Origin of the sequence: Vibrio sp. SCSIO 43136 (assembly GCF_023716565.1) — a bacterium.
Classification (GTDB): Bacteria; Pseudomonadota; Gammaproteobacteria; order Enterobacterales; family Vibrionaceae; genus Vibrio.
Window position 1 is genome coordinate 614,743 of record NZ_CP071848.1, and the last position, 25,438, is coordinate 640,180.

Consider the following 25,438-nt stretch of genomic DNA (forward strand, 5'->3'; position numbering starts at 1 on the left):
AATCGCTTATGCTGGATTATCACGTCAGTCGCTCCACCGATATCAATAAATCCGTTTCTGAAGTTGTTACCTATCTTGCTGATTTTCACCACTGGCCGGTTTGGTCGCCTTGGTTGATCATGGAGCCAGATTGCGATCTCACCTACCAAGGCGATAATGGCCAACAAGGCAGCAGTTACGAATGGAGTGGAGATTTAGTCGGCGCTGGAAAAATGCAAATGACCTCGGTGCAATCCAATCAGCTTGAAATGGCACTGAGCTTTTATAAGCCTTTCAAATCAACAGCGACGGTTAAATTTGAAGTAGCAGAAAAAGGCGAGGGGTGTCGGGTGACATGGCATATGTACAGCAAAGTCCCTTGGTTCTTGTTCTTCTTGAAAGGTATGTTCAAGTCGATGATTTCAATGGACTATGACCGTGGTTTACGGATGCTAAAAAGCCAGCTTGAAACCAGCTCGGTACCAAGTCTTCTTACTGATTTAGGTGAACAAACTTGGCCTACTACACACTACATTGCACTCGCTGGCAGCGGCACCTTAGAAGAGATTGGCCCATTGATGGCCAATCAAATAGAAGAGCTGCACGCTTACATGAGTGATAACAAGATTGTCGGCAGCGCACCACTATTCACCTATTACCGAAAAATGGACATGAGCAGTCAGCACTTCGATTATTGGATTTGCTGCCCGGTCGAAAAACCGACCCAAGTCGGCGCCCCTTTCATCAGCGGGACATTGCCTCAAGCTCGTACCTATGCCATAGAACACCAAGGTGAGTATCAATTCTTAGGTAACGCATGGTCGATGGCGATGGCGGCGACTCGACACAAAAAGATTAAGGTAAAGCGTAAACCTGTCGGAATAGAGATCTACCTTGATGAGCCTGGGGAAACGGAAGGTTATCACTTAAGAACTCAAGTAATGGTCTTTAAAAAGTAACGCAGTAGTAGCTTTAGGGTTACGATGATCCTAAAGCTCCTTATTGTGAATGTGCTATTTTAAGGGTATGAAAAATAACAAGTTAAGTATTTGGTCTACAGGTGACCAAATGCTCGAAACGCTTTTAACTGATAATGACTCAAGCGCCATTTATAATGACTCAAGCGCCATTTATAATGGCTTTGAGTTACCACATCTTTTGTTTAATTACACACATCGATAGAGCCAAATGCCAGAAACACTCTCGACCACAGCGCTTGCTAAGCTTCGAAACATCGAGCCCAAACAGCTATTTAATGATTTAAAAACCGCCGGTTACATCAACCGAGATGGGGACAATTGGGTGCTGACAGAAGTGGGCAAAAAGTTTGGTGGCAGTTATGCAAACCACCCTAAATTTGGCCAGTTTATCGTCTGGCCTGAGAATTTGCTGGTGGCACTCGATGCCACTTCGGGACAAACGCTCACCGCCACCCAACTCGGTCAGCGTTTAAAGCTCAATGCGAAAAAGATCAATCAATTGCTCGGCGAACTTGGTTGGATAGAAAACACTGAACAAGGTTGGAAAGTCACCTCACAGGGGCTTATTCAAGGTGGGAGCGAGCGCACGGATAAATCTTCGGGTCGAACGTTTGTGGTGTGGCACGACACTACGGTTCATAACAAACGACTCAAACAGTCGGTGAGTGAGTTCTCTGGCCACGACGCCGAAGCGCACGCCACTGATAAATCCATTACCAGCTTTCGCCAAAAATTTGAAGCCAAACACCGCACCTTGGATGGTCACTATGTTCGCTCTAAAGCTGAGTTGATCATCGATAATTGGCTTTACATGAATGGCGTTGTTCACGCTTATGATCGCCAACTGCCTATTGAAGAAGATGTGTTGGGTGATTTCTACTTACCCAGTGGGCGAGTCTACATTCAATATTGGGGCAGCGACCAAGGTGAAATGGATAGCAAAACCATCGAACAAACTCGTGCCATCTACCAGCGCAACGAGTTTGCACTGATTGAGTTGTATGCCGATGATATTGAACAGCTCGATGAAGTGCTTGGCAAAAGGTTGCGAGAGTTTGGGATTAAGGCTTATTGAACCAGTCTCGGACAACTACTCTAATAAACCCTAGCACTGTATACTGCACCCCATTCAAAGCCAGAGCCTGTTTCGCTCTGGCTTTATTCACTTTGTAAGGTAATGTCCATGTCTTTTTCCTCGCTTTCGCTTCAATCCGAACTCATCGCAGCGCTGCCTGAAGAGATCCAATCACCAACCTCAATCCAATCTTTGGTGATCCCTGAGCTTCTAGAAGCAAGAGACATTATCGCTATGGCAAATACAGGCAGTGGTAAAACCTTGGCCTATGGGTTGCCGCTACTGCAAATGCTTAAAGAGGCTCAAACACCAAGTCCATTCGTGCAAGCCTTGATACTGGTACCGACCCGAGAGTTGGCTATTCAGGTAAGTCGATCACTGGATGTTATTGCGAAAAAGCTAGGCATTAAATCCATGAGTGTTTGCGGTGGGGTAGATAAAGCCGAGCAATTGGCTGAGTTAACACAGACCCCCGCCATCTTGGTTGCTACTACAGGAAGATTGCTCGATCTTGTAAACAGTGGTGAGGTAGATTTAGCGAAAGTTAAGCACCTCATTCTCGACGAAGCCGACCGACTGCTTGATATGGGATTCTGGCAAGATGTGCAATCCATAGCAGGCAATACCCCAAACACACGTCAAACGGCCATGTTCTCAGCGACTTTCTCTGACGAGTTAAAACTGAAAGCCAATCAGCTGTTGGTCAATCCGAAGCAGTTAGCCGCAGATAAAGAAAACAGCGTTAATCAGCAGATTGCAGAAGAGCTTTACCTAGTCAACAAAGGCAGCAAGGCAAACGCCCTGATTGAATTAATAAAACGCAACCAATGGCCGCAAGCTTTGATTTTTATTGGTGCCAAAGAAAACGCAGACAAGCTAACTAAGAAGTTAAGCAAAGCTGGCATTGCGGCAAGTGCTCTGCACGGCAATAAATCGCAAGCAGATCGAGAGCAGACCCTAGCCGACTATAAACAAGGCTCGATCAAGGTACTGATAGCGACTGACCTACTTGCACGCGGTGTTGATATCGCCAACTTACCCGTAGTGATTAACTTTGATCTACCACCATACGCAGAAACCTACGTACACCGCGTGGGCCGCACCGCTCGAGCTGGAAAATCTGGTACGGCGATATCTCTAGTGTGCCACGCCGAAATGGAAGCATTGAATGCAATTCGCACCCTAACGTCACGAGAACTCGTGCTTAACGAGCTAGAAGGCTTCCCAGTCACCGACAAACCATCCAGTGGCGAAAGCAAACGAGCACCAAGAGATAAAAAAGCCAACCGCAGAACCCAGGGCAAAAAGAGCATTAAGCAGTTTCAGTCTAAAGGGCGTAATAAGCGAAGTTAGCAGACTGGATACTCTCCCAAATCAACCTCCATAAGAAGTAGACGGGACACACACCTAAAAGTATTTAGTTCACACCAAATTTAGGTACTGATTAGGTTGGAATACTAAGTGGTTTGCATACGAGATAGGGGATAACTGCATTAGGAAAAATTCGAAACTAACGCAGTTTATCCACTGAAAATCATCTAAAGCACATTCTCTCCAGCTCCATAGGCTTAAAGCAAAAGTAAACGGGACACACACCTAAAAGTATGAATATAGGCTGATTTCGCTCAGACGATTATTGCGCTCTCATTCTTTGCTTCCTTAGGTTGTTAAGGTACACATAAATAACAAACCTTAATCGACTTATGACCACAGCAAGAAAACAGCTCGTAGCTGTAGATGCTACGCCTTATTATCATTATGTCTCACGCTGCGTGAGGCGCAGTTTTCTATGTGGTGTGGATAGTTTAACGAACACTAGCTATGAACACCGCCGAGCTTGGGTTGAAGCCAAGATCCTGTCTCTTACACAAATGTACTGCATCGATGTCTGTGCTTATGCTGTGATGAGTAACCATTTTCACGTTGTACTTCACATTGATCGCAGCAAGGCGCTAGCATTGAATCACAACGAAGTTGTTGAACGGTGGGGCGCTGCGCACAAGCTACCGGCTTTGATTCAGAGATGGCAAACAAAAGCAGCTAACCAGTGAAGCTGAGGAACAAAAGTGCTCAGTAATCATAGAGGCATGGTGAGAGCGGTTATGGTCACTGAGCTGGTTTATGAAGGAGCTTAACTTCGATATCGCCTGTAAAGCTAATCGTGAGGACAATTGCACTGGCCATTTCTGGGAAAGCCGCTTTAAAAGCCAAGCGCTTCTCGATGAAAAAGCGCTTGCAGCAGCGATGGCATACGTAGACTTAAACCCTGTTAGGGCTGGTGTGGCGAAAACCCCAGAAAGCTCGGAGTTTACATCGATAAAAGCCCGCATAGACGCACTAAATCAGAACCAAATTACCGCACCTTGCCTGCATCCATTTGTAGGCACTTCCAACAATGAAAAGCTTGATGGTATCCCATTTCGACTGACTGACTACATTGAACTTGTTGACTGGGCAGCACGACAGTTTAGGCAAGAAAAATATACAATGGATGATTGCTTTCCACCGATATTGGATAGGCTCGATATCAACGCAACAGCTTGGTTGAAAGCATGTACTCAACTTGAGAGACCGCATACGACTGCTGTTGGAGTAAACAACATATCGAATACGTTAAAACCGCTCTGAACAAATCTAAAATTCACCTCTATTCACTTGAATAAACGTTGCTAGCAAGCTTTGTTTTGTCCTGCCAGTTGTTTCTGGTCGCTTATGTTGGTCTTTTGTTCGGATAAAGGCTATTGATAAGGTGATTTGGCAGCTAGTAGGTCAGGGTTGTCGTTATTACTTTATAGCGAGCATTGAAAGTACATTGTGTTATTTATGCCTTTTTATTTGGTGCCTGTCCCATTTAGTTCAGGTGTGGCGAAAACCCCAGAAAGCTCGGAGTTTACATCGATAAAAGCCCGCATAGACGCACTAAATCAGAACCAAATTACCGCACCTTGCCTGCATCCATTTGTAGGCACTTCCAACAATGAAAAGCTTGATGGTATCCCATTTCGACTGATTGACTACATTGAACTTGTTGACTGGGCAGCACGACAGTTTAGGCAAGAAAAATATACAATGGATGATTGCTTTCCACCGATATTGGATAGGCTCGATATCAACGCAACAGCTTGGTTGAAAGCATGTACTGAACTTGAGAGACCGCATACGACTGCTGTTGGTAGTAAACAACATATCGAATACGTTAAAACCGCTCTGAACAAATCTAAAATTCACCTTTATTCACTTGAATAAACGTTGCTAGTAAGCCTTATTTTGTCATGCCAGTTGTTTCTGGTTGCTTTTGTTGGTCTTTTGTTCGGCTAAAGGCCATTGATAAGCAGAATTGGCAGCTAGTAGGTCAAGGTTGCCGTTATTACTTTATAGCGAGCATTGAAAGTACATTGTGTGGTTTATGTTTTCAATTTGGTGCCTGTCCTGTTTGTTAGCTCTGTTTGTTGAGCTGCAACCGCCTTAAACTCAACCCCAAGAAGATCAACCAGTTGCTAGGTGAGTTAGGTTGGTTAGAGCGAGTAGAAAACGGCTGGCACGTCACCGCACAAGGTCTTATCCACGGTGGGGTAGAGCGCACCGATAAATCCTCCGGCCGCAGCTACGCCGTATGGCACGACACCATAGTGCACAACAAACGCCTAAAACAGTCAGTCAACGAATTCCGAGGCCAAGACGCCGAAGCCCACGCCACCGATCGCTCCATCTCCAACTTCCGCCAAAAATTCGAAGCCAAGCACCGCACCCTAGACGGCCACTATGTCCGCTCCAAAGCCGAACTTATCATCGACAACTGGCTCTACATGAACGGTATCGTCCACGCCTACGATCGCCAGCTACCCATCGAAGAAGACGTACTAGGAGATTTCTACCTACCCAGTGGCCGAGTCTATATCCAATATTGGGGCAATGATGACGGCGAGATGGAAGCGAAATTGATTGAAGCGACCAGAGCGGTCTATCGGAAGCATGAGTTTGAGTTGATTGAGCTGTTTGCGGCAGATATTGAGAATCTGGATGAGGTGTTGGGGAAGAGGTTGAGGGAGGTTGGAATTTGGGCTTATTGAGCCATGGCGTACAACTCTAAAGTTGTTTTTTGGATCAAATACAACGTTTAAGTTGTTTAGTGGCGATAGTGAAGAGTATATAATCCATGTACTTAACTAAATCTGGTGTAAGGAAGTAGTAACTTCCAATAAATCGCAGCGTTAACTACGAGCTTATGACTCAGAACAGGTAATGGAGTAGTAATGGCTGTCAAAGTCTCACATATCACGCACATCGACAATCTAAGTAGTATTCTAGATCATTCTTGTTTGTGGTCTGACTCCAAACGTATCGAGCTTGGTTTGTTGAATCAGAATATTGGCTACAGCCATATCAAACAACGGCGTTTAGTTCGTCCCGTTTCTGTAGCTGCAGGTGGAACAATTGGTCAGTATGTGCCATTTAACTTTTGCCCACGCTCAGTAATGTTGTTTGTTATCCATAAGGGGCATGATGACTATCAAGGTGGGCAAGATCGAGTGCTACACTTGATTAGTGATATAGAGACTATTCGACTCACCAACCAACACTGCTTTTTTACCGATATCCATGCAGACTTAGATTATGCCGAGCAGATTGATGACTTTGATCGTATCAAAGAGCTGGACATCAAAAGAATAATAAATGAACGCTATTGGCAGGATTTTAAAGAAGAGAAGCAAGCCGAGTTTCTGGCATTTGAGTCTGTGCGATGGTCGACTATCCACCAAATTGGTGTAAAGACTCAAGAGGTTGCTAATGAGGTGCTTGCATTGCTTGGAGGCGCAGAGCATCACCCAGAAGTGATAGTCAGACCAGAGTGGTACTACGATTAGAGGTTATTATGATTACTTATCAACAAGGTAATATCTTGCATGATCAAGCCGATGCTGTAATCAATACCGTTAATACAGTCGGAGTGATGGGCAAAGGCTTGGCCCTACAATTTAAAAAGGCTTTCCCGGATAACTTCAAGGTTTATAAGAAGGCGTGTGACGATAACTCCCTAGTAACAGGGAAAGTTTTATCCGTGCCTCTGAACTCCATCAGCGCACCGTTTTACGTGATTAACTTCCCAACTAAAGCTCATTGGAAAGGCCAGTCAAAGCTAGAGTATATCGAACAAGGCTTACAGAGTTTAAAAGCGGATGTGAAGCGTTTAGAGCTAAACTCAGTAGCTATTCCTGCATTGGGGAGTGGCTTAGGTGGTTTACCTTGGCACAAGGTGGAAAAGCTAATTTTGGATAGCCTTGCCGATATGCCCGAAGTGGAGTGGCGTATCTATCCACCGCAGGCAGCACCAAAAGCTGAAGATATGCCCAACAAAACTAAACGTCCAGCCATGACCCAAGGGAGAGCGGCGCTGCTAGGTTTGATCGAAAAGTACGTCTCAACGGGGTTTGGTTATCGTTTGTCACTGTTAGAGATCCAGAAGTTGGTTTACTTCCTTACTGCAGCAGGTGAACCATTAAAAACAGTCGCTTTTAAAAAACACCACTATGGCCCATATGCCGATGTTTTACGGCATGTGATAGATAGGATGGAAGGGCACTTTATTACTGGCTATGCAGATGGTCAGAATAAGCCAGATACCTCAATAGTGCTTAAAGATGATGCTGCCCAAGAAGCGCTCAGCTTCTTAGAGCAACATACTGAAACCAAACAACGTTTTGAAAAGGTAGCCAAGCTAATAGAAGGCTTTGAATCACAAAATGGTATGGAGCTTCTTTCAACAGTTCATTGGGTAGCTACACAAGAATTGTCTTACAAAGATATTACTGATGACGATATCGTAAATACCGTCCATGCTTGGAACCCTAGAAAGGCTCGGATGAAACCTGCACATATTCTTGCTGCTTGGAATCGGCTACAGCGGGAAGAGTGGCTGTCTATGAAAGCACCTACAGAGGTTTAGTTCGTCAGCAAGTTGGGATTTGGGCTAATTCGAACCATATCCCTACCAAGGGATAAACGCCTCATTATCCTTTAGTGGGGATAGTGTTAGTGTTGCGCACATTTTATTACGGCGTTAATTTACTAAAGGATGTATATGACTTCAATTATATGTTGGAGAAACCAAGAAGAGACTGATGGCCTATGGGCTGTAAGTGATTCGAGAGTCTCCAGCGGCAGTAGCGTAATGACGGATAATTGTCCAAAATTATTTTCATTGGTGGCTAGTACTTTTCTGGAACAGGATTATTTAAAGCTGAACCCTAAGAGGTTATTCACTTTTGGTTTCGGATTTGCTGGTAGTACATTGATAGGTACTAATGTTAAAGAAATGCTAAGCATGTTTGTTAGTAACCTTAGTGAAATTAACTATTACGATATGCCAGATTACCCATTTGAGGACAAACTACCATCATTAATGGATGTGGCAGTTCTTTCTAAGAAAATTGCCGAGCGTTATATCCATAGTATGGGACAGTGTTTCCCGCAGAGTGCAAGGTGTGAGTTTGTAATATTTGGCTATTGCCCTAAATATAAAAAGTATACAGCTATAAAGTTAAGTAATTGCCCTAGTTCACCAGCGGAAATTAAACTTGAAGAAGTTGACGTTTCGAATGGAGCATACTTAATCTTAGGTGACCAAAAAGAGCGAATAGGTGAATTGGTTGAAGATAATAAATCTAAGTTTGAAGTTAAGAGCTTAAATTGGTGGAGATCTCCTTTCATAGCATTGGCAAACATCTTACGCGAAGAAGATGCAGGAAGTATAGGGGGGTATTTGCAATTTTGTCTCTCAACTGAGTTAGACACTCGATTGCATTTCCTTACTCCAAAAGATGAACTTTGCGCTACTTATATAGGATTTAAGTTGTTTGAAGATATCAACTCACTAGGTGGTTTTTCGATTCAAGTGCCTGGAGGTATGACGATGCCTGATGTTGATGGTTGGAGTTTTACAAATAAGAATTAAAATTAAACGCTGTGAAGACAGCGCTTAATCTGATTGTGAACAAGTTCGTGCCTCTAGATGATCGGCACTTGCAGTTTTAGCGATAGAGGTCGAGCCTTTTCATTGCTCAGCCAGCTGGCGTCATAAGTAAATGAATGCGCACCGTTCGCTCGCTTGACTAGAGCCCCTACAAGTTCACCATTCATATATGCAAGTAGCTGCTTCATTGTTACCAGTCTTCCTCATCAACACTAGGCTCTTTGACTTCAAATGGCTCTTTAACTTCTAGCTTTAGTTCAAGTGCTTGGATGATCTTGAACATGGTTGATAGCGTGGTTTTATCAGGGTTGTTTTCAAAATTAGAGATCGTTGCCTGCTTGATACCCACTTTTTTGGCTAGCTCTGCTTGAGTCCAACGGTTTTTTTGGCGAACTAGCAGTAAGAAGTCAGCCAATTGTTTTGGGCTATATATCATATTTATAACCTCCATACTCAGTAGTCTAAATATTAGACTATCCCTAGTAGAGGATAAAGGTAAGAATATCCCTAGAAGGGGATATTTGTGACTAGGGCAGAAGTTTAGAATACAAAAAGGGCGATAATCTTTCGATTATCGCCCTTTCCAAACGTTTGGTGGAGCTGGCGGGAGTTGAACCCGCGTCCGAAAATCATTCATCATTGGTACTACATGCTTAGTCGATCTTTAAATTCACCAAGCACCTGCGAACCGACACGCTAGTAAATGGCTAACCTGAATTATAATTCGCTGTTCATCTCTCAGGCGGGAGAATCCGAGCTAGCGCGTTTGGGTTTGATCTCTCGTGATTCCCCGTCTTACGTGCGGAAGCTAGGGCGAGAGAGCTCTGAGCAGGTTATTAAGCTGCTAGTGCGTAGTTTTCGTCGTTTGCGACTATTTTTTTGCGGCTTTTTACGTGGCCAACCGCCCCACGGCATGCACCTCAGACTGCAGTATTCCCGTCGAATCCTAAATCAGCCCCAAAGTGTTCGATGCATAGTACCAGAAAAGCTTACGCTGTCTAGCACTAGGCAATCTAACTGGTCAAGATTAGCGCAGATTGCTCTTCATAACGCGAGCTTTATCTCGTGCCCAATCTTTTTCTTTCATATCAGTACGTTTGTCGTGCAGCTTCTTACCTTTTGCGACACCTACTTTGATCTTCGCCCAAGAGCGAGACCAGTACATAGTGGTTGCAACTAGGGTCATGCCCTCACGGTTGACGCGACCGAATAGATTGTCGATCTGTTTGCGGCTCATAAGTAGTTTACGAACACGAGTTGGGTTCGCAACCACGTGAGAACACGCTTGTTGAAGTGGAATGATAGACATACCACTGATGAATGCCTCTCCGTCACGGATATAGACATAACTTTCTGCGATGTTGGCTTTGCCTTGACGCAGGGCTTTGACTTCCCAACCCTGAAGTTCTAGGCCAGCTTCGATCTCATCGTCAATGAAATATTCGTGGCGAGCTTTTTTATTTTGAGCAATGGTATTGCTACCAGCTTTGGAATTTGATTTTTTCTTTGCCATAATGTCGGCATTATACGGATTGCACCGATATAGGGAAATCCTTTTGTGTTTATCCAGCCATGATTTTCATGGTTTGTGACCAGTAGTTGTATAGAGGAAGCTTTATGCCTCAAGTGACCCGCTCTGCGTTGGTTCCGTTTAGCGCCGAGCAGATGTTTAATTTAGTCAATGACGTTGCCAGTTACCCGCAGTTCTTACCCGGCTGTTCTGGTTCGCAAATCCATGAATCTTCAGACTCGGCCATGGTTGCGTCGGTGGATGTTTCAAAAGCCGGTATCTCTAAAACCTTCACTACGTCAAACCAGTTAGAAGTTGGGCGTAAGATCTTAATGAACCTAGTGGATGGCCCATTTAAGCAGCTGCAAGGTGGTTGGGAGTTTATTCCTCTAGATGACAGCGCCTGTAAGGTGGAGCTTAAGCTAGAGTTTGAATTTACCAGTAAGCTGGTGGAAATGGCGTTTGGCAAGGTGTTTAACGAGCTAACCAGCAATATGGTCAATGCCTTTACCCAACGCGCTAAGCAGGTGTACGTATGAGCAGCGAACCCAATATGATCCATGTGGAAGTGGTGTACGCTCTGCCTAACGAGCAACAGGTGTATACCTTAGTGGTGGAAGCGGAACTGACGGTGAAAGAGATCATCGAAATGTCTGGTGTGCTTGAGCGCTACAGTGAAATCGATTTAGCTAAGAACAAAGTTGGTGTTTATAGCCGTAACGTGAAGCTTGATGCTACGGTTCGAGATAAAGACCGTATCGAGATTTATCGCCCACTGTTGGCGGACCCTCGTGAAATTCGTCGTAAGCGTGCCGAGCAAGCGAAAGCGGCGGGCACGGCTGATCCTGTGACTGGTGGTAAGGTTAACCCACTGCGTAAATAACAGTCGCTAGGCACAAAAAAAGCTCCTTTTAGGAGCTTTTTTACGTTTATCGCTTTAGGCAATTTAGTTGATACCTTCAAAGAACGCATCACCTGCGCTGTAGTCACCATCGACAGAGACTAGACGTTCGCTGTCGTTAAACTTAACGAACAGGTTTTTCTGTATCGAGTCTTGGTGGCCTTTGGTGTGGTGGTAAACGTAGTACCAAGTGTTTGGATAGCCGTTCTCAACCAGCATTGGTGAACCCAGTACGTAGCGTACTTGTTCTTTACTCATGCCGAACTTGAGTTGATCGACCGCTTGTTGCTCGATGTAGTTGCCTTGGTTGATGTCGATACGATAAACCAGTTTTTCAAGCACTGAACAGCCAGTCAGCATGGTAAGGGCTAATGGGATTGCAATGATCCACTTCTTCAATTGCATAGTGAGTACGTCTTTCTCTTAATCTGAATCGTTTAGGATAACCTATGGCGACTGATGATAATCACTTCTTAATCGAATGTAAAAACTCAATCAGTTGCACACGGGTATCTCTACTGGGCTATTTGCCTAAATTTGCACTTTTGCGACCGCTATTGCGGTGCTTTCATCGCAAGTCAGCACAATGCCACAGATGAGACCTCTGTTATACCGATTAGTTTCAAACCAACAAAGACAAACAGCGTGAGCAAAGGCTCACGCTGTGAGGGTATTAACAGATTTGGGGATTTCAAACCAAAGTTAAGCGGCGATCAGCAGCTCTTTGGCATTGGCCATAGTGGTATCGGTGATCTGGCTACCACCGAGCAGTCGAGCAAGCTCTGCAACACGCTGCTCTTCATCTAAACGGCGCATTTGGGTTTCGGTTTTACCTGCTTTGGTTTGCTTGGCAACAAACATTTGCTGGTGACCACAGCCTGCCACTTGCGGTAAGTGGGTCACACACATAACTTGGGTGGATTCGCCCAAGGTGCGCAGCATTTTGCCTACCACTGCTGCCGTTGGGCCACTGATACCTACGTCAACCTCATCGAAAATCAGGCTAGGGGTATCGACTTTTTGCGCCGTGATCACTTGGATTGCCAGTGAAATGCGTGAAAGCTCACCACCAGAGGCGACTTTAGCGATAGGTTGCAGCGGCTGGCCTGGGTTGGTGGAGACCAAGAAAGTGACACGGTCGATACCCAATGGCGAGGCATTGTTTTCATCACGCACCACATCGATGCAGAATTTGGCTTTCTCCATACTCAGTTCATGCATGCTTTGGGTGATCAGCTTATTGAGCTCTTTTGCATAACGAACTCGGGACTTATTCAGCTTTTCCGCGCAGTTTAAGAAATCTTGATGCTTTTTAGCGACTTCTTCATTCAGTGCTTCGAGTTTTTCATCGGAGCAATCGAGAGCGTCGACTTGTTTAAGTAGTTCTTGGTGGTGAGCGTATAGCTCTTCTGGCATGACGTGGTGCTTACGAGCCATCGACATGACTTTAGAAAAACGCTCCTCGACAAACGCCATACGAGCTGGGTCAACATCAATACCATCGAGGTAGTGGCGCAGCTCACTGTTGGCTTCTTCAAGTTGGATCATCGCCTCAGATACCATGTCTGGCAGGGCCTTTAGGCTGTCATCAAGTTCGGTCAATTGGATCAGTGACTGGCTTGCAGATTGCAAAATACTGAGGGCGTTAACTTCTTCACCTTCGTAAAGAAGCTCAATCACTTGCTGGCAAGTCGAGGCCAGTTCACCACTGTTGTTTAGGCGCTTATGTTCTTGCTCAAGCTCATTGAATTCATCTTCGCCGATAGCCAGCTCATTGAGTTCTTTGATTTGATATTCGAGCAGTTGCTTTTGCGCCTGGTTCTCTTGGCTGTTTTGGATCAGCTGCTTGAGGTGGTTATCCGCCTGACGCCAGCGTTGGTATTGCTGACGAGCTTTATCAAGCAGGCTTTTGTGGCCAGCGTATTGATCTAACATGGCGAGCTGGTATTCGCTTTTCATCAGTTGATGATGTGCGTGCTGTCCATGGATGTTGATCAGCAGTTGTCCGAGCGATTTAAGCTGAGATGCGGGTACAGGGCTGCCGTTAATAAATGCTCGTGAGCGACCTTCTTTAGTGATCACTCGGCGCAAAATGCACTCGCCACCATCAAGAAGGTCGTTATCTTCTAACCAGCGAGTTGCGGCAACATTATTGTCTAGATTAAACGAGGCGGAGACATCGGTTTTGTCTTCCCCTTGGCGGACCATTCCGGCTTCGGTGCGATCGCCAAGGCACAAACCTAAAGCGTCGATAGCGATGGATTTACCTGCACCGGTTTCACCAGTGATGGTGGTCATGCCGCTGCAAAGTTCAAGGTGTAGCGACTTCACAATAGCAAAATTATTGACACTGAGATGAGCTAACATTTTTAGAGACCTGTATAACCAAACAATACTGTATAAGAAAACAGTATATACTGTTTCTTTATACAGTAAAGTTGTACAGGGCAGTTTTTTTGTGAGCTAAATCAGAATAGTTTGCTCGACCAACCCAATTTGTTTCGCAGCACGTGGTAGTAGCTGTAATCCTTTGGATGCACCAAACGCAGCATATTAGGGCTTTGATAAATATGAACTTCGTCGCCCGGAGAGACAGGCAGGGACACCTGACCATCGCAGCTGATCTCTTGTGTGCCGCGATTATCTGGTGAGATAAGCAGTTTGATACGACGTTTGCTGTCGACCACCAATGGTCGGCTAGAGAGTGTATGCGGGAACATAGGTACAATGCTTATCGCATTAAGGCTCGGCGACAAGATAGGGCCACCACCCGATAATGAATAGGCGGTTGATCCGGTCGGCGTTGAAACAATTAGGCCGTCAGCGCGTTGTGAGAAAGCAAAGCTATCATCAATGTACACTTCGAACTCAATCATGTGCGCCACTTGACCTGGGTGCAGCACGGCTTCATTGAGCGCAGCGTTGTGACTCTTGATTTGCTCATGGCGGTGCACTTCGGTTTCCAGCAAGAAGCGATTTTCTTCAACGTATTCGCCTTGCAAGACCTTCTCTAGCGCTTGCTCAAACTCTTCTGGGTTGAGGTCAGTCAAAAAGCCCAAGTTGCCTCGGTTAACACCAATCACTGAAATATCAAAACGAGACAGTACGCGAGCGGCACCTAACATATTGCCGTCACCACCCACGACAATGGCTAAATCTGCCTTCTCACCAATACTTAACAGGCTGGTGAAATGGCTAGGGTCAAAATCGGTCAAGATGTCTTTAAGACGATCATCAATCAGGACTTGGTAACCTTTATCGGTCAGCCATTGGAAAATTTCTTTGTGGGTTTGAACCGCTTTGGTATCACGCGGCTTGCCGATAACAGCAATCACCTGAAATGGTTTTGGCATTAGCAAAATCCATGGGTTGTGGGTTATTGAATTATAGCGCCAACTCTAAATAATCGGGGGAATTGGCATTTATGCTTGAATCACAAATGTTCGTCCCCATAATAAAGGCAAGTTGAAGCACTATGCGAGTATTTTGTCGCAAAACGGTAAGGAAATACTCGCTTCTGAATTCTGGAGATATCATGAGCCACGAAGAAAAAAAGGTTAGCGAAGAAGAGCTAAAGGACCAACAAACTACTGAAGAGCAAGAAGCTGAAGTTGAAGCAGTAGGCACTGACGCTGATATCGATTGGAACGATGCGCAAGATGAATCAGAAGCTAAGATCGCTGAACTAGAAGCGGCGCTAGTAGCTAAAGATGCTCAAGTAAAAGAAGCAAATGACACGGTTCTACGTGCAAAAGCGGAAGTAGACAACATGCGTCGTCGTACTGAGCAAGAAGTTGAAAAAGCTCGCAAATTCGCACTAGAGCGTTTTGCTGGCGAACTGCTTCCAGTGATCGATAACCTAGAGCGTGCGATGCAATCTGCGGATAAAGAGAATGAAGTAGTAGCACCTATCCTTGAAGGTGTTGAGCTTACACACAAAACATTCGTAGACACAGTCGCTAAGTTTGGTCTGAAAGAGATCAACCCTGAAGGTGAAGCATTCAACCCTGAATACCACCAAGCGATGTCTATTCAAGAAAGCCCAGACCACGAAGCAAACACCGTAATGATGGTGATGCAGAAAGGTTACGAGCTTAACGGTCGTGTTGTACGTCCAGCGATGGTTATGGTTGCTAAGTAACCCTGCCACCTGCGCAAATCTGAAAACACCTAGCGTTGATGCGCTAGGTGTTTTTTTATAGGAGCGGAGGGAGCAAAACCTAATTCAACAAAAAAAGTGTATTTTTTTTTGTAACTGCCCTTGAAAAGGGGTCGAGTGCCCTTATTTATGGTGCATACAATAAGCAAATTGCTTAAAACCTAATTTTGGTAGAGGGTTGAAACCCAATCTTCTACACCCCATTTCGGGGATAGACAAAAGTAAACTATAGAATTTCGGAGATAGCCTGATGGGTAAAATCATTGGTATTGATTTAGGTACTACTAACTCTTGTGTTGCTGTTCTTGACGGCGACGCGCCACGCGTAATCGAAAATGCGGAAGGTGAACGTACTACTGCATCTGTAATCGCATACACAGACGGCGAAACACTAGTTGGTCAACCTGCAAAGCGTCAGGCAGTTACCAACCCTGAAAACACTCTATTCGCTATCAAGCGTCTAATCGGTCGTCGTTTTGAAGACGAAGAAGTTCAGCGTGACATCGAAATCATGCCTTACAAAATTGTTAAGGCTGACAACGGTGATGCTTGGGTAGAAGCAAAAGGCGAGAAAATGGCCGCTCCTCAAGTTTCTGCTGAAGTTCTTAAGAAGATGAAGAAAACTGCTGAAGACTTCCTAGGTGAAGAAGTGACTGGCGCAGTAGTAACTGTTCCTGCTTACTTCAACGATGCACAGCGTCAAGCAACTAAAGATGCTGGCCGTATCGCAGGTCTAGACGTTAAGCGTATCATCAACGAACCAACTGCTGCTGCTCTAGCTTACGGCCTAGACAAGCAAGAAGGCGACCGTACTATCGCGGTTTACGACCTTGGTGGTGGTACGTTCGATATCTCAATCATCGAAATCGACAACGTTGAAGGCGAGCAAACTTTCGAAGTACTTGCAACTAACGGTGACACTCACCTTGGTGGTGAAGACTTCGATACACGTCTAATCAACTACCTAGTAGAAGAGTTCAAGAAAGAGCAAGGCATCGATCTTAAGAACGACCCACTAGCAATGCAGCGTGTTAAAGAAGCAGCAGAGAAAGCGAAAATTGAACTTTCTTCAGCTCAGCAAACTGACGTAAACCTACCTTACGTAACGGCTGATGCGACTGGTCCTAAGCACATGAACGTTAAAGTGACTCGTGCGAAACTAGAATCTCTAGTTGAAGACCTAGTACAACGCTCTCTTGAGCCTCTAAAAGTTGCTCTAGCAGATTCAGACCTATCGGTAAGCGAAATCACTGACGTAATCCTAGTAGGTGGTCAGACTCGTATGCCTATGGTTCAACAAAAAGTTGCTGAGTTCTTCGGTAAAGAAGCTCGTCGTGACGTGAACCCAGATGAAGCAGTTGCAATGGGTGCAGCGGTTCAAGGTGGTGTACTAGCAGGTGATGTGAAAGACGTTCTACTACTAGACGTTACTCCACTATCTCTAGGTATCGAAACTATGGGTGGCGTAATGACTACTCTAGTTGAGAAGAACACAACTATCCCGACTAAAGCGAACCAAGTGTTCTCTACTGCGGAAGACAACCAGAATGCGGTAACTATCCACGTTCTTCAAGGTGAGCGTAAGCAAGCGATGCACAACAAATCTCTAGGTCAATTCAACCTAGAAGGCATCCAAGCAGCGCCACGTGGTATGCCACAAATCGAAGTTACTTTCGACCTTGATGCGGATGGTATCCTACACGTATCTGCAAAAGACAAGCAGACGGGTAAAGAGCAGAAGATCACTATCCAAGCGTCAGGCGGTCTAAGCGATGCAGATATCGAGAAGATGGTTGCAGAAGCGGAAGCGAACAAAGAAGCGGATAAGAAGTTCGAAGAACTAGTATCAGCTCGCAACCAAGCTGACCAAATGATCCACGCAACTCAAAAGCAAGTTGAAGAAGCGGGTGACGCACTTCCAGCTGATGAGAAAGAGAAGATCGAAGCTGCAGTAGCTGCTCTAGAAGAAGCTAAGAAAGGCGAAGACAAAGAAGCAATTGAAGCAAAAGTTCAAGCGCTAATGGAAGCTTCTCAAAAGCTAATGGAAATCGCTCAGCAGAAAGCTCAAGCTGAAGCAGCAGCTCAAGGTGGTGCAGAAGCTGGTGAACAGCCTAAGCAAGACGACGACGTTGTTGACGCTGAGTTTGAAGAAGTAAAAGACGACAAGAAGTAATTTTCGTCGCTAGAACGCCCAATCTCGGCGTCGAAGGTGCTCATTTACTCGCGTAAACTGCGCGCCTTCTCCTTGAGCTTGAACGTTCTAGCTTAGAAAATGACTCCTTGTTATCACTGAAAAGTGATTTAAGCGGGCGTTTAGGGTAACCTTTGCGCCCGTTAGTTTGTAATGAACTGATCTAGATAAGTGTGCTTTTGTCCCTCCCCTTTTCAAGCGGGCCACGCTGGTGGGAGGCTAGGAGGGGTTAGACGGGGTTAAGATTATTCGACTGCCTCAACATAGTCTAACCCCCTCTAACTCCCCCCGGTTCGCCGGCCGCTTGAAAAAGGGGAGGACTGTATCGCACTAGTGTTGAGTCTAGTGCCAACAGTACTCTTATCTAGATCCATACAACCACCAAGCGAGTAACCCTCGTTTGCAGTAACAAATTTGGTGACGAATAGCATGTCAAAACGTGATTTTTACGAAGTATTAGGCGTTGGCCGTGATGCCTCTGAGCGCGATATTAAGAAAGCGTACAAGCGCTTAGCGATGAAATACCACCCGGACCGTAACCAGGGTGATGAAGCTGCGGCTGAAAAGTTTAAAGAAGTAAAAGAAGCGTACGAGATCCTGACCGATGCTCAGAAGAAAGCGGCGTACGACCAATACGGTCATGCAGCATTTGAGCAAGGTGGTATGGGTGGCGGCGGCTTTGGTGGCGGCGGTGCTGATTTTGGTGACATCTTCGGTGATGTGTTTGGTGATATCTTCGGTGGCGGTCGTCGTGGCGGCGGTGGTCAGTCGCGTGCACAGCGTGGCGCAGACCTGCGTTACAACATGGAACTGTCTCTAGAAGAAGCCGTTCGCGGTGTAAATAAAGAGATCGAAGTACCAACTCTAGTTGAGTGTGACTCTTGTCATGGCTCAGGTGCGAAGAAAGGCTCGAAAGCTGAGACATGTGGTACCTGTCATGGTCACGGTCAAGTTCAGATGCGCCAAGGCTTCTTTGCCGTTCAGCAGACCTGTCCTACCTGTAATGGTAAAGGCAAGATCATCAAAGACCCTTGTAATGCTTGTCATGGTCAAGGTCGTAAGCAGAAGACTAAGACTCTAAGCGTTAAGATCCCAGCAGGTGTTGATACGGGCGACCGTATCCGTCTATCGGGTGAAGGCGAAGCGGGCGAAATGGGCGCACCAGCAGGTGACCTATACGTACAGGTGCACGTACGCGAGCACCACATCTTTGAGCGTGAAGGCAACAACCTTTACTGTGAAGTGCCAGTAAGCTTTGCAATGGCAGCGCTTGGTGGTGAAGTTGAAGTTCCTACCCTTGATGGCCGTGTAAACCTTAAGGTACCAGAAGAGACGCAAACGGGCCGCATGTTCCGTATGCGTGGTAAGGGCGTGAAAGGTGTTCGTGGCGGCGCTGTGGGTGACCTTATCGTGAAGCTTGTGGTAGAAACACCAGTGAAGCTAAGTTCACGTCAAAAAGAGCTACTGCGCGAGTTTGAAGACACTTGTGGTGGTGAGGCTGCTAATAAGCACAAGCCAAAATCAGAAGGTTTCTTTAACGGCGTTAAGAAGTTCTTCGATGACCTAACCAGCTAATCGAACAAGCGAATCGATTTTAAAAGCCAGACTTTCGTCTGGCTTTTTTGTTGCGAGCAACAAAATACCTGAAACGGACGGCGTTTGTTTCAAAATCTTGAAACGCTTTCACAGCTTGGTTATAAAATCAGGGTTAAACCGTACGGTTGCCTTGTATTTTTAACCGCCTTGTCATGAAACTCATGGTAAATGGATGTTTCATGGGGCTATAAGTTACTGAACTATGGTTCTATTTCTTCAAGAGCGAAGAAATGTAGTTTCATGACAAATCTTACCCAAGGTGCTTGGGAGTCGCTTCAATATTTTCAGTTGTTTCATTGCTTAGTATTTATCTCGAACGGAATTCGAATAAAAAACAAATACTAATCAAAGGTAGCGACAATGAATAAATCAACTCTCTTGCCTCTTTCTTTAGCAGTGATGGCCGCACTTTCAGCACCAACGGTAGTCGCCGATGACGACATGGGCTTCACCTTCTCAGGTTATGCACGTTACGGCGCGGCATACCAAGGTGGTGATAGCAAGTACATCAAGCCTGAAGGCTCACTTAACGGTAACTCAACGGGTCGTCTAGGTAATGAAGTTAACGGTGGTGAATTCCAATTCTCGAAACCATTTGCAGGCACCAACGGCACAAAGTTTGACGTAACTTTCATGCTTAACCACTGGGAAAGCGGTGCGTGGAATAATGATGGCGGCGGTGTAGGTATTGCGAAAGCTTATGCAGGTGCATCGAACATCTTTGAATCTCAACCAGATCTTTATGTATGGGCTGGCCGTGATTTCCATACTCGTCCTCAAACAGGGCTAAACGATTACTTTTGGATGATGCACGATGGTCAAGGCGGTGGTTTCCGTAACCTTGATCTCGGTGGCGCTAAGTTTGACCTCGCGTTTGTGGGACAACTTGAGTCTGCACGTCTTACCAATGACAACGGCAAATACGCCATTACCTCTAAAATGCATGGCATCAACCTAGGGGAGGCATCACTTAGCATCTACGCTAACTACGGTTTTGCCTCAGAAGAGCAAGATGCACTGAAAGATGTGAAAGCTGCACAAGCCGCGGCTGAAATCGGCTACAAAGGTCAGCGCTTCATTGTTCGCTACAGCAACAATGCGAAAGATGCGGTATATGACCTAAACGATGGTCAAACGGCACTGCTTGCAAGCTTTGATGGCAGCACGTCACTGAGTGACAACATGTCGATTGAATACCTAACGGCTTACCAAAAGCTTGAAAACAAAGACTCTTCTGATGATCGTGCAAACTACAACGTCATCGTACGTCCAGCATATTCTTGGAATGACATCCACTCTACTTGGATTGAGGCGGGCTACGATGTCGTTGATTACGCAAATAAAGATCAGAAGAACAGCGCTTGGAAGGTGACGTTTTCACAAAACATCGCTGTAGGTGCTGAAACTTGGAGTCGTCCAATGTTACGTTTCTACGCAACGGTGGGTGAAGCTAAACAAGATGGCGTGACAGATGCAAAAGTTGACGCTATGACCGTTGGTGCAATGTGGGAGGCTTGGTGGTAATCCACTGGTCTCGCACCAGATTGGGCAAGCTTGTTGCAGTGTGAGTTTGCCCTCTTAAAGAGTAATAGTCCACTATGGTTTGGCTTCTTATGACTTGGGGGAGTCTTGCTAAACCAGTATTGATTTCTGTTTTATTTTGGGCCGCTTATGCGGCCCTTTTTTTGTCCAAATTTCATTTCATGAAACAGTTTCATGGATTTTATGAAAACAAAGTAGCTTTCATACTTTTCAATTTTGCCCATTTTTACCCTCAACCGAGTGTGACTATTGTCACCTTTTTTCCGCCTTGCTTCCTTAAAATCTAATCTTGAAAACGATTTCTTATTTTTAAATTCAACGGAAAAAGGAGAGCAAATAGTGATTACTATTCGAGATGTATCTGAATTTGCGGGCGTTTCTCCAGCAACCGTTTCTCGCGTTATCAATGGCACCACACGTGTGAGCCATCAAAAGAAATTGAAAGTGGAAAATGCCATTGCGCAGCTTGGCTATCGCCCTAACACGATTGCCAAAGCACTGGCATCGAGCAAGACGGGCAGCATTGGCATCGTCGTCCCTGAGGTTGGTAGCTCGTTCTATTCAGGTATTCTGCAGTGCATCGAAGAGCAACTACGTAAGGTTGGTTATCATATTATTGTCACCACGGGTTCCGAGTTTGGTGGCGAACAGCGTGATGCGATTGAATTTCTACTCGGTCGCCGTGTGGATGCTTTGGTGCTGCATACTCAAGAAGTCAGCGACGATTATCTCATCCAACTCAGTGAGCAGGGTATTCCACTAGTACTGCTCAACCGAACCATTCCTGAAATTGAAGATTGCTGCATCGATATCGATAACGAAGCCGGTGGCCGTCGTGCTACCAAGTTTTTGCTCGATAACGGCCATACATCAATTGCATGCATTACAGGCCCTCTTTCCAAAGCGGACGCTCGTGGGCGTCTGCAGGGCTATCGTCACGCTTTAGAAGAAGCGGGCATTCCTTACCGTGATTCACTGGTGATTGAAGCGGGTTTCACCGAAGAAACTGGCGCAACAGCGGTGCAGAAATTGATGAAACGCAACGTGCAGTTTTCAGCCATTTTCGCTTGTAACGATCACATGGCATTTGGCGTATTTGAAGCTTTGAGCCAGCAGGGTGTGGGTGTACCAGAGCACTGTTCTTTGGTGGGTTTTGATAACGTGATTTTCGCACGTTACATCACCCCTGCGCTAACCACCATAGATTTCCCTATTGAGCAAATGAGCATGGAAGCGGTTGAGCTTCTGGTTCACAAGCTGAATAAGAAAAAAACGGACGTCAATTTTAAATTGACGCCGTCACTAGTCATTCGTAATTCCGTCAAAAACGTAATGAACTCACTATAACGACAAGGACATCTACCATGAACCTTAAAAAGATCACCCTATCTACCGCAGTAGCGCTTGGCCTCTCAGGTGCTGCAGTGGCTGCAGATGCAGATATTCGCTTCGATGGTTTTCCTGATTTTGACAGCAGCTTAAAAGTCATCTTGCCTGATTTTGAAAAGAAAACAGGCATCAAGGTTGACTACCTCATGAATAACCACGGTGACCACCACACCAAACTGACAACTAACCTGGCCACAGGCTCAGGTGCGGGTGACGTTATCGTTGTTGACGTTGAAAAAATTGGTCCATTCGTTGCTTCAGGTGGTCTAGTTAACCTGTCTGAAAAATACGGCGCTGATAAATACGCAGACGACTTTGCTCAATACGCATGGGCGCAAGGTAAAGGCGGTGATGGCGACGTTTACGGCATCCCGGTCGACCTAGGCCCAGGTGTGATGTACTACCGCACCGATATCTTTGAAAAAGCTGGTATTGACGTTAACGAAGCGATCAAAGACTGGGATTCTTACATTGCAGCGGGCGAAAAGCTGAAAGCGCAAAATGTTCAGTTGATTGCGTCAGCAGCGGACGTGGCGCAAGCCATCATTTACACCACTGTGCCTGAAGGTGAAGGTCTTTACTTTGATAAAGACGGCAACCCAGTGGTGACTTCAGAGCGTTTTGTTCATGCATTTGAAGTGGCAAAGAAAATTCGTGATAAGGGCCTAGATGGCCGTATCACAGCTTGGACGAATGAGTGGTATGAAGGTTTCCGTACCGGCACGCTAGCAACTCAGTTATCTGGTGCTTGGCTACTGGGTCACCTAAATAACTGGATTGCTCCAGATACGAAAGGTAAGTGGGCGGTATCGAACTTGCCTGATGGTATCTACGGCAGCTGGGGTGGCTCTTTCCTGTCTATCCCAACTCAGTCTAAGAAACAAGATGAAGCGTGGCAGCTGATTGAATACTTCACAACAGACCGTGCGGTACAGCTAAAACACTTTGAAACGATTGCAGCGTTCCCAGCGAACTCAACAACTTATGATGACGCACTGTTTGACCAAGAGATTGAATTCCTTGGCGGTCAAAAAGCTCGTCTGCTATTTGCTGAAGTGGCGAAAAACATCAAGCCAGTTCAACCGGGTAAAGGCGACCACGTCGCTCGCTCAATCATTCTAGAAAATGCACTGATGGAAGTGCTAGACCAAGACAAAGACATCAAATCTGCACTGAAAGATGCAGAGCGTCTAATCAAGCGTCGTACACGTAACATGTAAGTGTTGTGGGAGGTGCGAGCTTGCCGCACCTCCCAATTATAGGGGTGTTTATTATGGATAACGTAGCAGCACAAGCGCCGGAACAACGCAAAGGCCTTTTTTCTTTGCCGATTATGAAAGCGCTTACACCGTATGGATTTTTGCTACCGTTTTTGGTGATTTTTTCGGTATTTGGGATTTTCCCGTTACTGTTTTCGGTATTTTTGTCGTTTCATGAGTGGAACCCAGTTGAAGGTCTAGGAGCGATGAGCTTCGTTGGGCTGGAAAACTACAACATTGCGCTAACTGACCCTTGGTTGTGGCGCTCGTTGAAAAACACATTTTGGCTAGCGATCACCTCGGGTGTGGCGCAGCATTTAGTTGCGATTCCAGTGGCTTATATCTTGGTATCCCTTGGGGATCGCCTGCGCCATTGGCTAACGTCGGCCTACTTTCTACCGTTTATTACATCAACGGTGGCAGCGTCGCTTATCTTCTTCAATATGTATTCGCCTAACTCGGGCATTATTAACCAAACTTTGATAGCGCTTTCAGATGCGCCACTGATTGGTTGGATGTTTGAGTGGGTTAATCAGTACCAGCCGATCCGCTGGTTGGATGACGCTGACTTCATCAAGCCTTCTATCGCCATCATGGTGTTCTGGAAGTACACAGGTTTCAATATCGTGTTGTACACCACAGGTTTGATGACCATTCCTAAAGATATCTTGGAAGCGGCACGCATGGATGGTGCAAACGCATGGCACCGCTTCTGGCACGTATCACTGCCGATGATCCGTCCATTCATTTTCTTTGCAGTCACCATGACCATCATCGGTAACTTGCAGTTGTTCGAAGAACCGTTTGTATTGACCCGTGGTACGGGTGGTAGCGGCCAATCGGGTCTGACTATCTCTATGTACCTCTACAAAGTGGGTTGGGAGTGGTTAGAAATGGGCACGGCGTCAGCAATCTCTTGGCTATTGTTTGCATTGATTGCCACGTGTTCAGCGATTCAGTTCTTATTCTTCGGTAAGAAAGGTCTAGGGGAGCAGTAATTATGACCATTTCACAACTTAGACCTTCAGATAATGCTATGCGCTTGCTGACAAAAGTGCTGGCGGTTGCTTTGGGTGTCGTGCTGGTGGTTTCAGCACTGATCACGATATTTCCATTCTTCTGGTCGGCACTATTGTCGACCAAAGATCGCACCGAAATTTTTGGTACAGGTATCAGCTTTGCTATTGGCGACAGTCTAGCCATTAACTATGCGAAGCTGTTGGAAATCATGCCATTTTGGCAGGCGATGTTTAACTCCATCTATATCGCATTCTTAGGTACGACCGTGTCATTGCTGTTTTGTAGCATGGGTGGATATGCGTTTGCGGTTTACAAATTCCGTGGCAAAAACGTGCTGTTTGCCATGCTTGTGGGCTCGATGATGATCCCGCCGGTATTGAGCCTGATCCCATACTTCATGATCGTTAAGTTCTTAGGCTTAATGGATAACCACTTGGCAGTATGGCTACCGTTTACAACCACGCCGTTTGGCATCTTCTTGATGCGCCAACACGTGGTGGCGTCAGTGCCAAAAGAGTTGTTGGAAGCGGCAAAACTGGACGGTGCAGGTGAGTTCCGTACCTACTGGAGTGTCGTTCTGCCGCTAATGAAACCGGCGTTGGCGACTCTGGCTATCGTGCAATTCGTCTTCTTCTGGAACAGCTTTATGAACCCATTGGTGGTACTGACCACACCAGAAAATTACGTAATCACCCAGGCACTACGAAGTGTGCAAGGTATTCCAAATACGCCGTGGGGCGCTGTGATGCTGGGGACCACGATTTCGATTCTTCCACTCGTGACCGCTTACCTGTTTGCATCAAAACAGATGATCAGCGGCCTAACATCGGGTGCAGTAAAAGGTTAATTGCGTGGGCAGCTTTGCCC

At 45.8% G+C, this 25,438-nt stretch carries 23 protein-coding genes, 1 other RNA gene and 2 pseudogenes; 19 read left to right on the plus strand and 7 right to left on the minus strand.

Annotation, left to right across the window (positions count from 1 at the left end; all coding sequences use genetic code 11):
- Window positions 1-8 precede the first annotated feature (8 nt).
- The 9 genes and pseudogenes from J4N39_RS03035 (at window position 9) to J4N39_RS03075 (ending at window position 8,986) form a co-directional block, all read left to right on the plus strand.
- Window positions 9-938: an SRPBCC family protein gene (locus tag J4N39_RS03035; RefSeq protein ID WP_252021795.1), complete on the plus strand. Its 930-nt coding sequence runs from the start codon at window positions 9-11 to the stop codon at window positions 936-938.
- A gap of 229 nt (window positions 939-1,167) precedes the next feature.
- The gene (locus tag J4N39_RS03040) at window positions 1,168-2,034 is read left to right on the plus strand and encodes a glycerol kinase (RefSeq protein WP_252021797.1); all 867 of its coding nucleotides are present in this window, start codon (window positions 1,168-1,170) and stop codon (window positions 2,032-2,034) included.
- A gap of 108 nt (window positions 2,035-2,142) precedes the next feature.
- Window positions 2,143-3,387, plus strand: coding sequence for a DEAD/DEAH box helicase (locus J4N39_RS03045; protein ID WP_252021800.1), 1,245 nt, complete (start codon window positions 2,143-2,145; stop codon window positions 3,385-3,387).
- A gap of 350 nt (window positions 3,388-3,737) precedes the next feature.
- Window positions 3,738-4,697: pseudogene (locus J4N39_RS03050) on the plus strand (transposase).
- A gap of 160 nt (window positions 4,698-4,857) precedes the next feature.
- Entirely contained in the window at window positions 4,858-5,280 is a 423-nt protein-coding gene (locus J4N39_RS03055; RefSeq protein WP_252021802.1) for a hypothetical protein, read from the plus strand.
- Between the two features lie 215 nt (window positions 5,281-5,495).
- Window positions 5,496-6,104: pseudogene (locus J4N39_RS03060) on the plus strand (glycerol kinase); the annotation flags it as partial.
- A 183-nt stretch (window positions 6,105-6,287) separates the two neighbouring features.
- Window positions 6,288-6,899 carry a type II toxin-antitoxin system toxin DNA ADP-ribosyl transferase DarT gene (gene darT / locus J4N39_RS03065; protein ID WP_252021804.1) on the plus strand — a complete coding sequence of 204 codons (612 nt, stop codon included), beginning with the start codon at window positions 6,288-6,290 and terminating at the stop codon, window positions 6,897-6,899.
- A gap of 8 nt (window positions 6,900-6,907) precedes the next feature.
- Window positions 6,908-7,978, plus strand: a complete 1,071-nt coding sequence (gene darG, locus J4N39_RS03070; RefSeq protein WP_252021806.1) for a type II toxin-antitoxin system antitoxin DNA ADP-ribosyl glycohydrolase DarG — start codon at window positions 6,908-6,910, stop codon at window positions 7,976-7,978.
- 135 nt (window positions 7,979-8,113) lie between these two features.
- Window positions 8,114-8,986 (plus strand): hypothetical protein, encoded by an 873-nt coding sequence (locus J4N39_RS03075; RefSeq protein WP_252021808.1) that lies wholly within the window; start codon window positions 8,114-8,116, stop codon window positions 8,984-8,986.
- Window positions 8,987-9,039: 53 nt separating this feature from the next.
- Here J4N39_RS03075 and J4N39_RS03080 read toward each other — a convergent pair whose 3' ends face one another.
- The 4 genes from J4N39_RS03080 to smpB all read right to left on the minus strand — a co-directional run bounded on the left by J4N39_RS03080 (window position 9,040) and on the right by smpB (window position 10,517).
- Window positions 9,040-9,192 (minus strand): HipA N-terminal domain-containing protein, encoded by a 153-nt coding sequence (locus J4N39_RS03080; protein ID WP_252021810.1) that lies wholly within the window; start codon window positions 9,190-9,192, stop codon window positions 9,040-9,042.
- Between the two features lie 2 nt (window positions 9,193-9,194).
- Window positions 9,195-9,440 (minus strand): type II toxin-antitoxin system antitoxin HipB, encoded by a 246-nt coding sequence (gene hipB, locus J4N39_RS03085; RefSeq protein ID WP_252021812.1) that lies wholly within the window; start codon window positions 9,438-9,440, stop codon window positions 9,195-9,197.
- Between the two features lie 156 nt (window positions 9,441-9,596).
- Window positions 9,597-9,963: a transfer-messenger RNA gene (gene ssrA / locus J4N39_RS03090) on the minus strand.
- 68 nt (window positions 9,964-10,031) lie between these two features.
- Window positions 10,032-10,517: an SsrA-binding protein SmpB gene (gene smpB, locus J4N39_RS03095; RefSeq protein WP_252021815.1), complete on the minus strand. Its 486-nt coding sequence runs from the start codon at window positions 10,515-10,517 to the stop codon at window positions 10,032-10,034.
- 104 nt (window positions 10,518-10,621) lie between these two features.
- Between smpB and J4N39_RS03100 the strand changes: the two genes are divergently transcribed.
- Both J4N39_RS03100 and J4N39_RS03105 read left to right on the plus strand, forming a co-directional pair.
- The gene (locus J4N39_RS03100; RefSeq protein WP_252021817.1) at window positions 10,622-11,053 is read left to right on the plus strand and encodes an SRPBCC family protein; all 432 of its coding nucleotides are present in this window, start codon (window positions 10,622-10,624) and stop codon (window positions 11,051-11,053) included.
- A complete protein-coding gene (locus J4N39_RS03105) occupies window positions 11,050-11,397 on the plus strand; it encodes an RnfH family protein (RefSeq protein ID WP_252021819.1) in 348 nt (115 codons plus the stop codon). The genes J4N39_RS03100 and J4N39_RS03105 overlap by 4 nt, the downstream gene beginning before the upstream one ends.
- A gap of 63 nt (window positions 11,398-11,460) precedes the next feature.
- On the opposite strand, the gene bamE is transcribed toward J4N39_RS03105, so the two are convergent.
- The 3 genes from bamE to nadK all read right to left on the minus strand — a co-directional run bounded on the left by bamE (window position 11,461) and on the right by nadK (window position 14,768).
- Window positions 11,461-11,820 (minus strand): outer membrane protein assembly factor BamE, encoded by a 360-nt coding sequence (gene bamE, locus J4N39_RS03110; protein WP_252021822.1) that lies wholly within the window; start codon window positions 11,818-11,820, stop codon window positions 11,461-11,463.
- A 297-nt stretch (window positions 11,821-12,117) separates the two neighbouring features.
- Complete coding sequence (gene recN, locus J4N39_RS03115) at window positions 12,118-13,782, minus strand: DNA repair protein RecN (protein WP_252021824.1); 1,665 nt, start codon at window positions 13,780-13,782, stop codon at window positions 12,118-12,120.
- A gap of 101 nt (window positions 13,783-13,883) precedes the next feature.
- The gene (nadK, locus tag J4N39_RS03120; RefSeq protein ID WP_252021826.1) at window positions 13,884-14,768 is read right to left on the minus strand and encodes an NAD(+) kinase; all 885 of its coding nucleotides are present in this window, start codon (window positions 14,766-14,768) and stop codon (window positions 13,884-13,886) included.
- A 182-nt stretch (window positions 14,769-14,950) separates the two neighbouring features.
- On the opposite strand from nadK, the gene grpE reads away from it, so the two are divergent.
- The 8 genes from grpE to J4N39_RS03160 all read left to right on the plus strand — a co-directional run bounded on the left by grpE (window position 14,951) and on the right by J4N39_RS03160 (window position 25,418).
- A complete protein-coding gene (gene grpE / locus J4N39_RS03125; protein ID WP_252021828.1) occupies window positions 14,951-15,556 on the plus strand; it encodes a nucleotide exchange factor GrpE in 606 nt (201 codons plus the stop codon).
- Window positions 15,557-15,824: 268 nt separating this feature from the next.
- Complete coding sequence (gene dnaK, locus J4N39_RS03130; RefSeq protein ID WP_252021830.1) at window positions 15,825-17,747, plus strand: molecular chaperone DnaK; 1,923 nt, start codon at window positions 15,825-15,827, stop codon at window positions 17,745-17,747.
- A 447-nt stretch (window positions 17,748-18,194) separates the two neighbouring features.
- Window positions 18,195-19,340 carry a molecular chaperone DnaJ gene (dnaJ, locus tag J4N39_RS03135; RefSeq protein ID WP_252021832.1) on the plus strand — a complete coding sequence of 382 codons (1,146 nt, stop codon included), beginning with the start codon at window positions 18,195-18,197 and terminating at the stop codon, window positions 19,338-19,340.
- Window positions 19,341-19,721: 381 nt separating this feature from the next.
- Window positions 19,722-20,885, plus strand: a complete 1,164-nt coding sequence (locus J4N39_RS03140; protein WP_252021834.1) for a carbohydrate porin — start codon at window positions 19,722-19,724, stop codon at window positions 20,883-20,885.
- A 357-nt stretch (window positions 20,886-21,242) separates the two neighbouring features.
- Window positions 21,243-22,250 (plus strand): LacI family DNA-binding transcriptional regulator, encoded by a 1,008-nt coding sequence (locus J4N39_RS03145; protein ID WP_252021836.1) that lies wholly within the window; start codon window positions 21,243-21,245, stop codon window positions 22,248-22,250.
- A gap of 17 nt (window positions 22,251-22,267) precedes the next feature.
- The gene (locus J4N39_RS03150; RefSeq protein WP_252021847.1) at window positions 22,268-23,512 is read left to right on the plus strand and encodes an ABC transporter substrate-binding protein; all 1,245 of its coding nucleotides are present in this window, start codon (window positions 22,268-22,270) and stop codon (window positions 23,510-23,512) included.
- Window positions 23,513-23,565: 53 nt separating this feature from the next.
- Window positions 23,566-24,549 carry a carbohydrate ABC transporter permease gene (locus J4N39_RS03155; protein ID WP_252021850.1) on the plus strand — a complete coding sequence of 328 codons (984 nt, stop codon included), beginning with the start codon at window positions 23,566-23,568 and terminating at the stop codon, window positions 24,547-24,549.
- 2 nt (window positions 24,550-24,551) lie between these two features.
- Complete coding sequence (locus tag J4N39_RS03160) at window positions 24,552-25,418, plus strand: carbohydrate ABC transporter permease (protein WP_252021852.1); 867 nt, start codon at window positions 24,552-24,554, stop codon at window positions 25,416-25,418.
- The last annotated feature ends 20 nt before the right edge of the window (window positions 25,419-25,438 follow it).

Excerpts from the sequence above, each read along its gene's own strand:
- J4N39_RS03035 (WP_252021795.1), top strand. The coding sequence starts at position 9 with ATGCTGGATTATCACGTCAGTCGCTCCACCGATATCAATAAATCCGTT.
- J4N39_RS03040 (WP_252021797.1), top strand. The coding sequence starts at position 1,168 with ATGCCAGAAACACTCTCGACCACAGCGCTTGCTAAGCTTCGAAACATC.
- J4N39_RS03045 (WP_252021800.1), top strand. The coding sequence starts at position 2,143 with ATGTCTTTTTCCTCGCTTTCGCTTCAATCCGAACTCATCGCAGCGCTG.
- J4N39_RS03055 (WP_252021802.1), top strand. The coding sequence starts at position 4,858 with ATGCCTTTTTATTTGGTGCCTGTCCCATTTAGTTCAGGTGTGGCGAAA.
- darT (WP_252021804.1), top strand. The coding sequence starts at position 6,288 with ATGGCTGTCAAAGTCTCACATATCACGCACATCGACAATCTAAGTAGT.
- darG (WP_252021806.1), top strand. The coding sequence starts at position 6,908 with ATGATTACTTATCAACAAGGTAATATCTTGCATGATCAAGCCGATGCT.
- J4N39_RS03075 (WP_252021808.1), top strand. The coding sequence starts at position 8,114 with ATGACTTCAATTATATGTTGGAGAAACCAAGAAGAGACTGATGGCCTA.
- J4N39_RS03080 (WP_252021810.1), bottom strand. The coding sequence starts at position 9,192 with ATGAAGCAGCTACTTGCATATATGAATGGTGAACTTGTAGGGGCTCTA.
- hipB (WP_252021812.1), bottom strand. The coding sequence starts at position 9,440 with ATGATATATAGCCCAAAACAATTGGCTGACTTCTTACTGCTAGTTCGC.
- smpB (WP_252021815.1), bottom strand. The coding sequence starts at position 10,517 with ATGGCAAAGAAAAAATCAAATTCCAAAGCTGGTAGCAATACCATTGCT.
- J4N39_RS03100 (WP_252021817.1), top strand. The coding sequence starts at position 10,622 with ATGCCTCAAGTGACCCGCTCTGCGTTGGTTCCGTTTAGCGCCGAGCAG.
- J4N39_RS03105 (WP_252021819.1), top strand. The coding sequence starts at position 11,050 with ATGAGCAGCGAACCCAATATGATCCATGTGGAAGTGGTGTACGCTCTG.
- bamE (WP_252021822.1), bottom strand. The coding sequence starts at position 11,820 with ATGCAATTGAAGAAGTGGATCATTGCAATCCCATTAGCCCTTACCATG.
- recN (WP_252021824.1), bottom strand. The coding sequence starts at position 13,782 with ATGTTAGCTCATCTCAGTGTCAATAATTTTGCTATTGTGAAGTCGCTA.
- nadK (WP_252021826.1), bottom strand. The coding sequence starts at position 14,768 with ATGCCAAAACCATTTCAGGTGATTGCTGTTATCGGCAAGCCGCGTGAT.
- grpE (WP_252021828.1), top strand. The coding sequence starts at position 14,951 with ATGAGCCACGAAGAAAAAAAGGTTAGCGAAGAAGAGCTAAAGGACCAA.
- dnaK (WP_252021830.1), top strand. The coding sequence starts at position 15,825 with ATGGGTAAAATCATTGGTATTGATTTAGGTACTACTAACTCTTGTGTT.
- dnaJ (WP_252021832.1), top strand. The coding sequence starts at position 18,195 with ATGTCAAAACGTGATTTTTACGAAGTATTAGGCGTTGGCCGTGATGCC.
- J4N39_RS03140 (WP_252021834.1), top strand. The coding sequence starts at position 19,722 with ATGAATAAATCAACTCTCTTGCCTCTTTCTTTAGCAGTGATGGCCGCA.
- J4N39_RS03150 (WP_252021847.1), top strand. The coding sequence starts at position 22,268 with ATGAACCTTAAAAAGATCACCCTATCTACCGCAGTAGCGCTTGGCCTC.
- J4N39_RS03155 (WP_252021850.1), top strand. The coding sequence starts at position 23,566 with ATGGATAACGTAGCAGCACAAGCGCCGGAACAACGCAAAGGCCTTTTT.
- J4N39_RS03160 (WP_252021852.1), top strand. The coding sequence starts at position 24,552 with ATGACCATTTCACAACTTAGACCTTCAGATAATGCTATGCGCTTGCTG.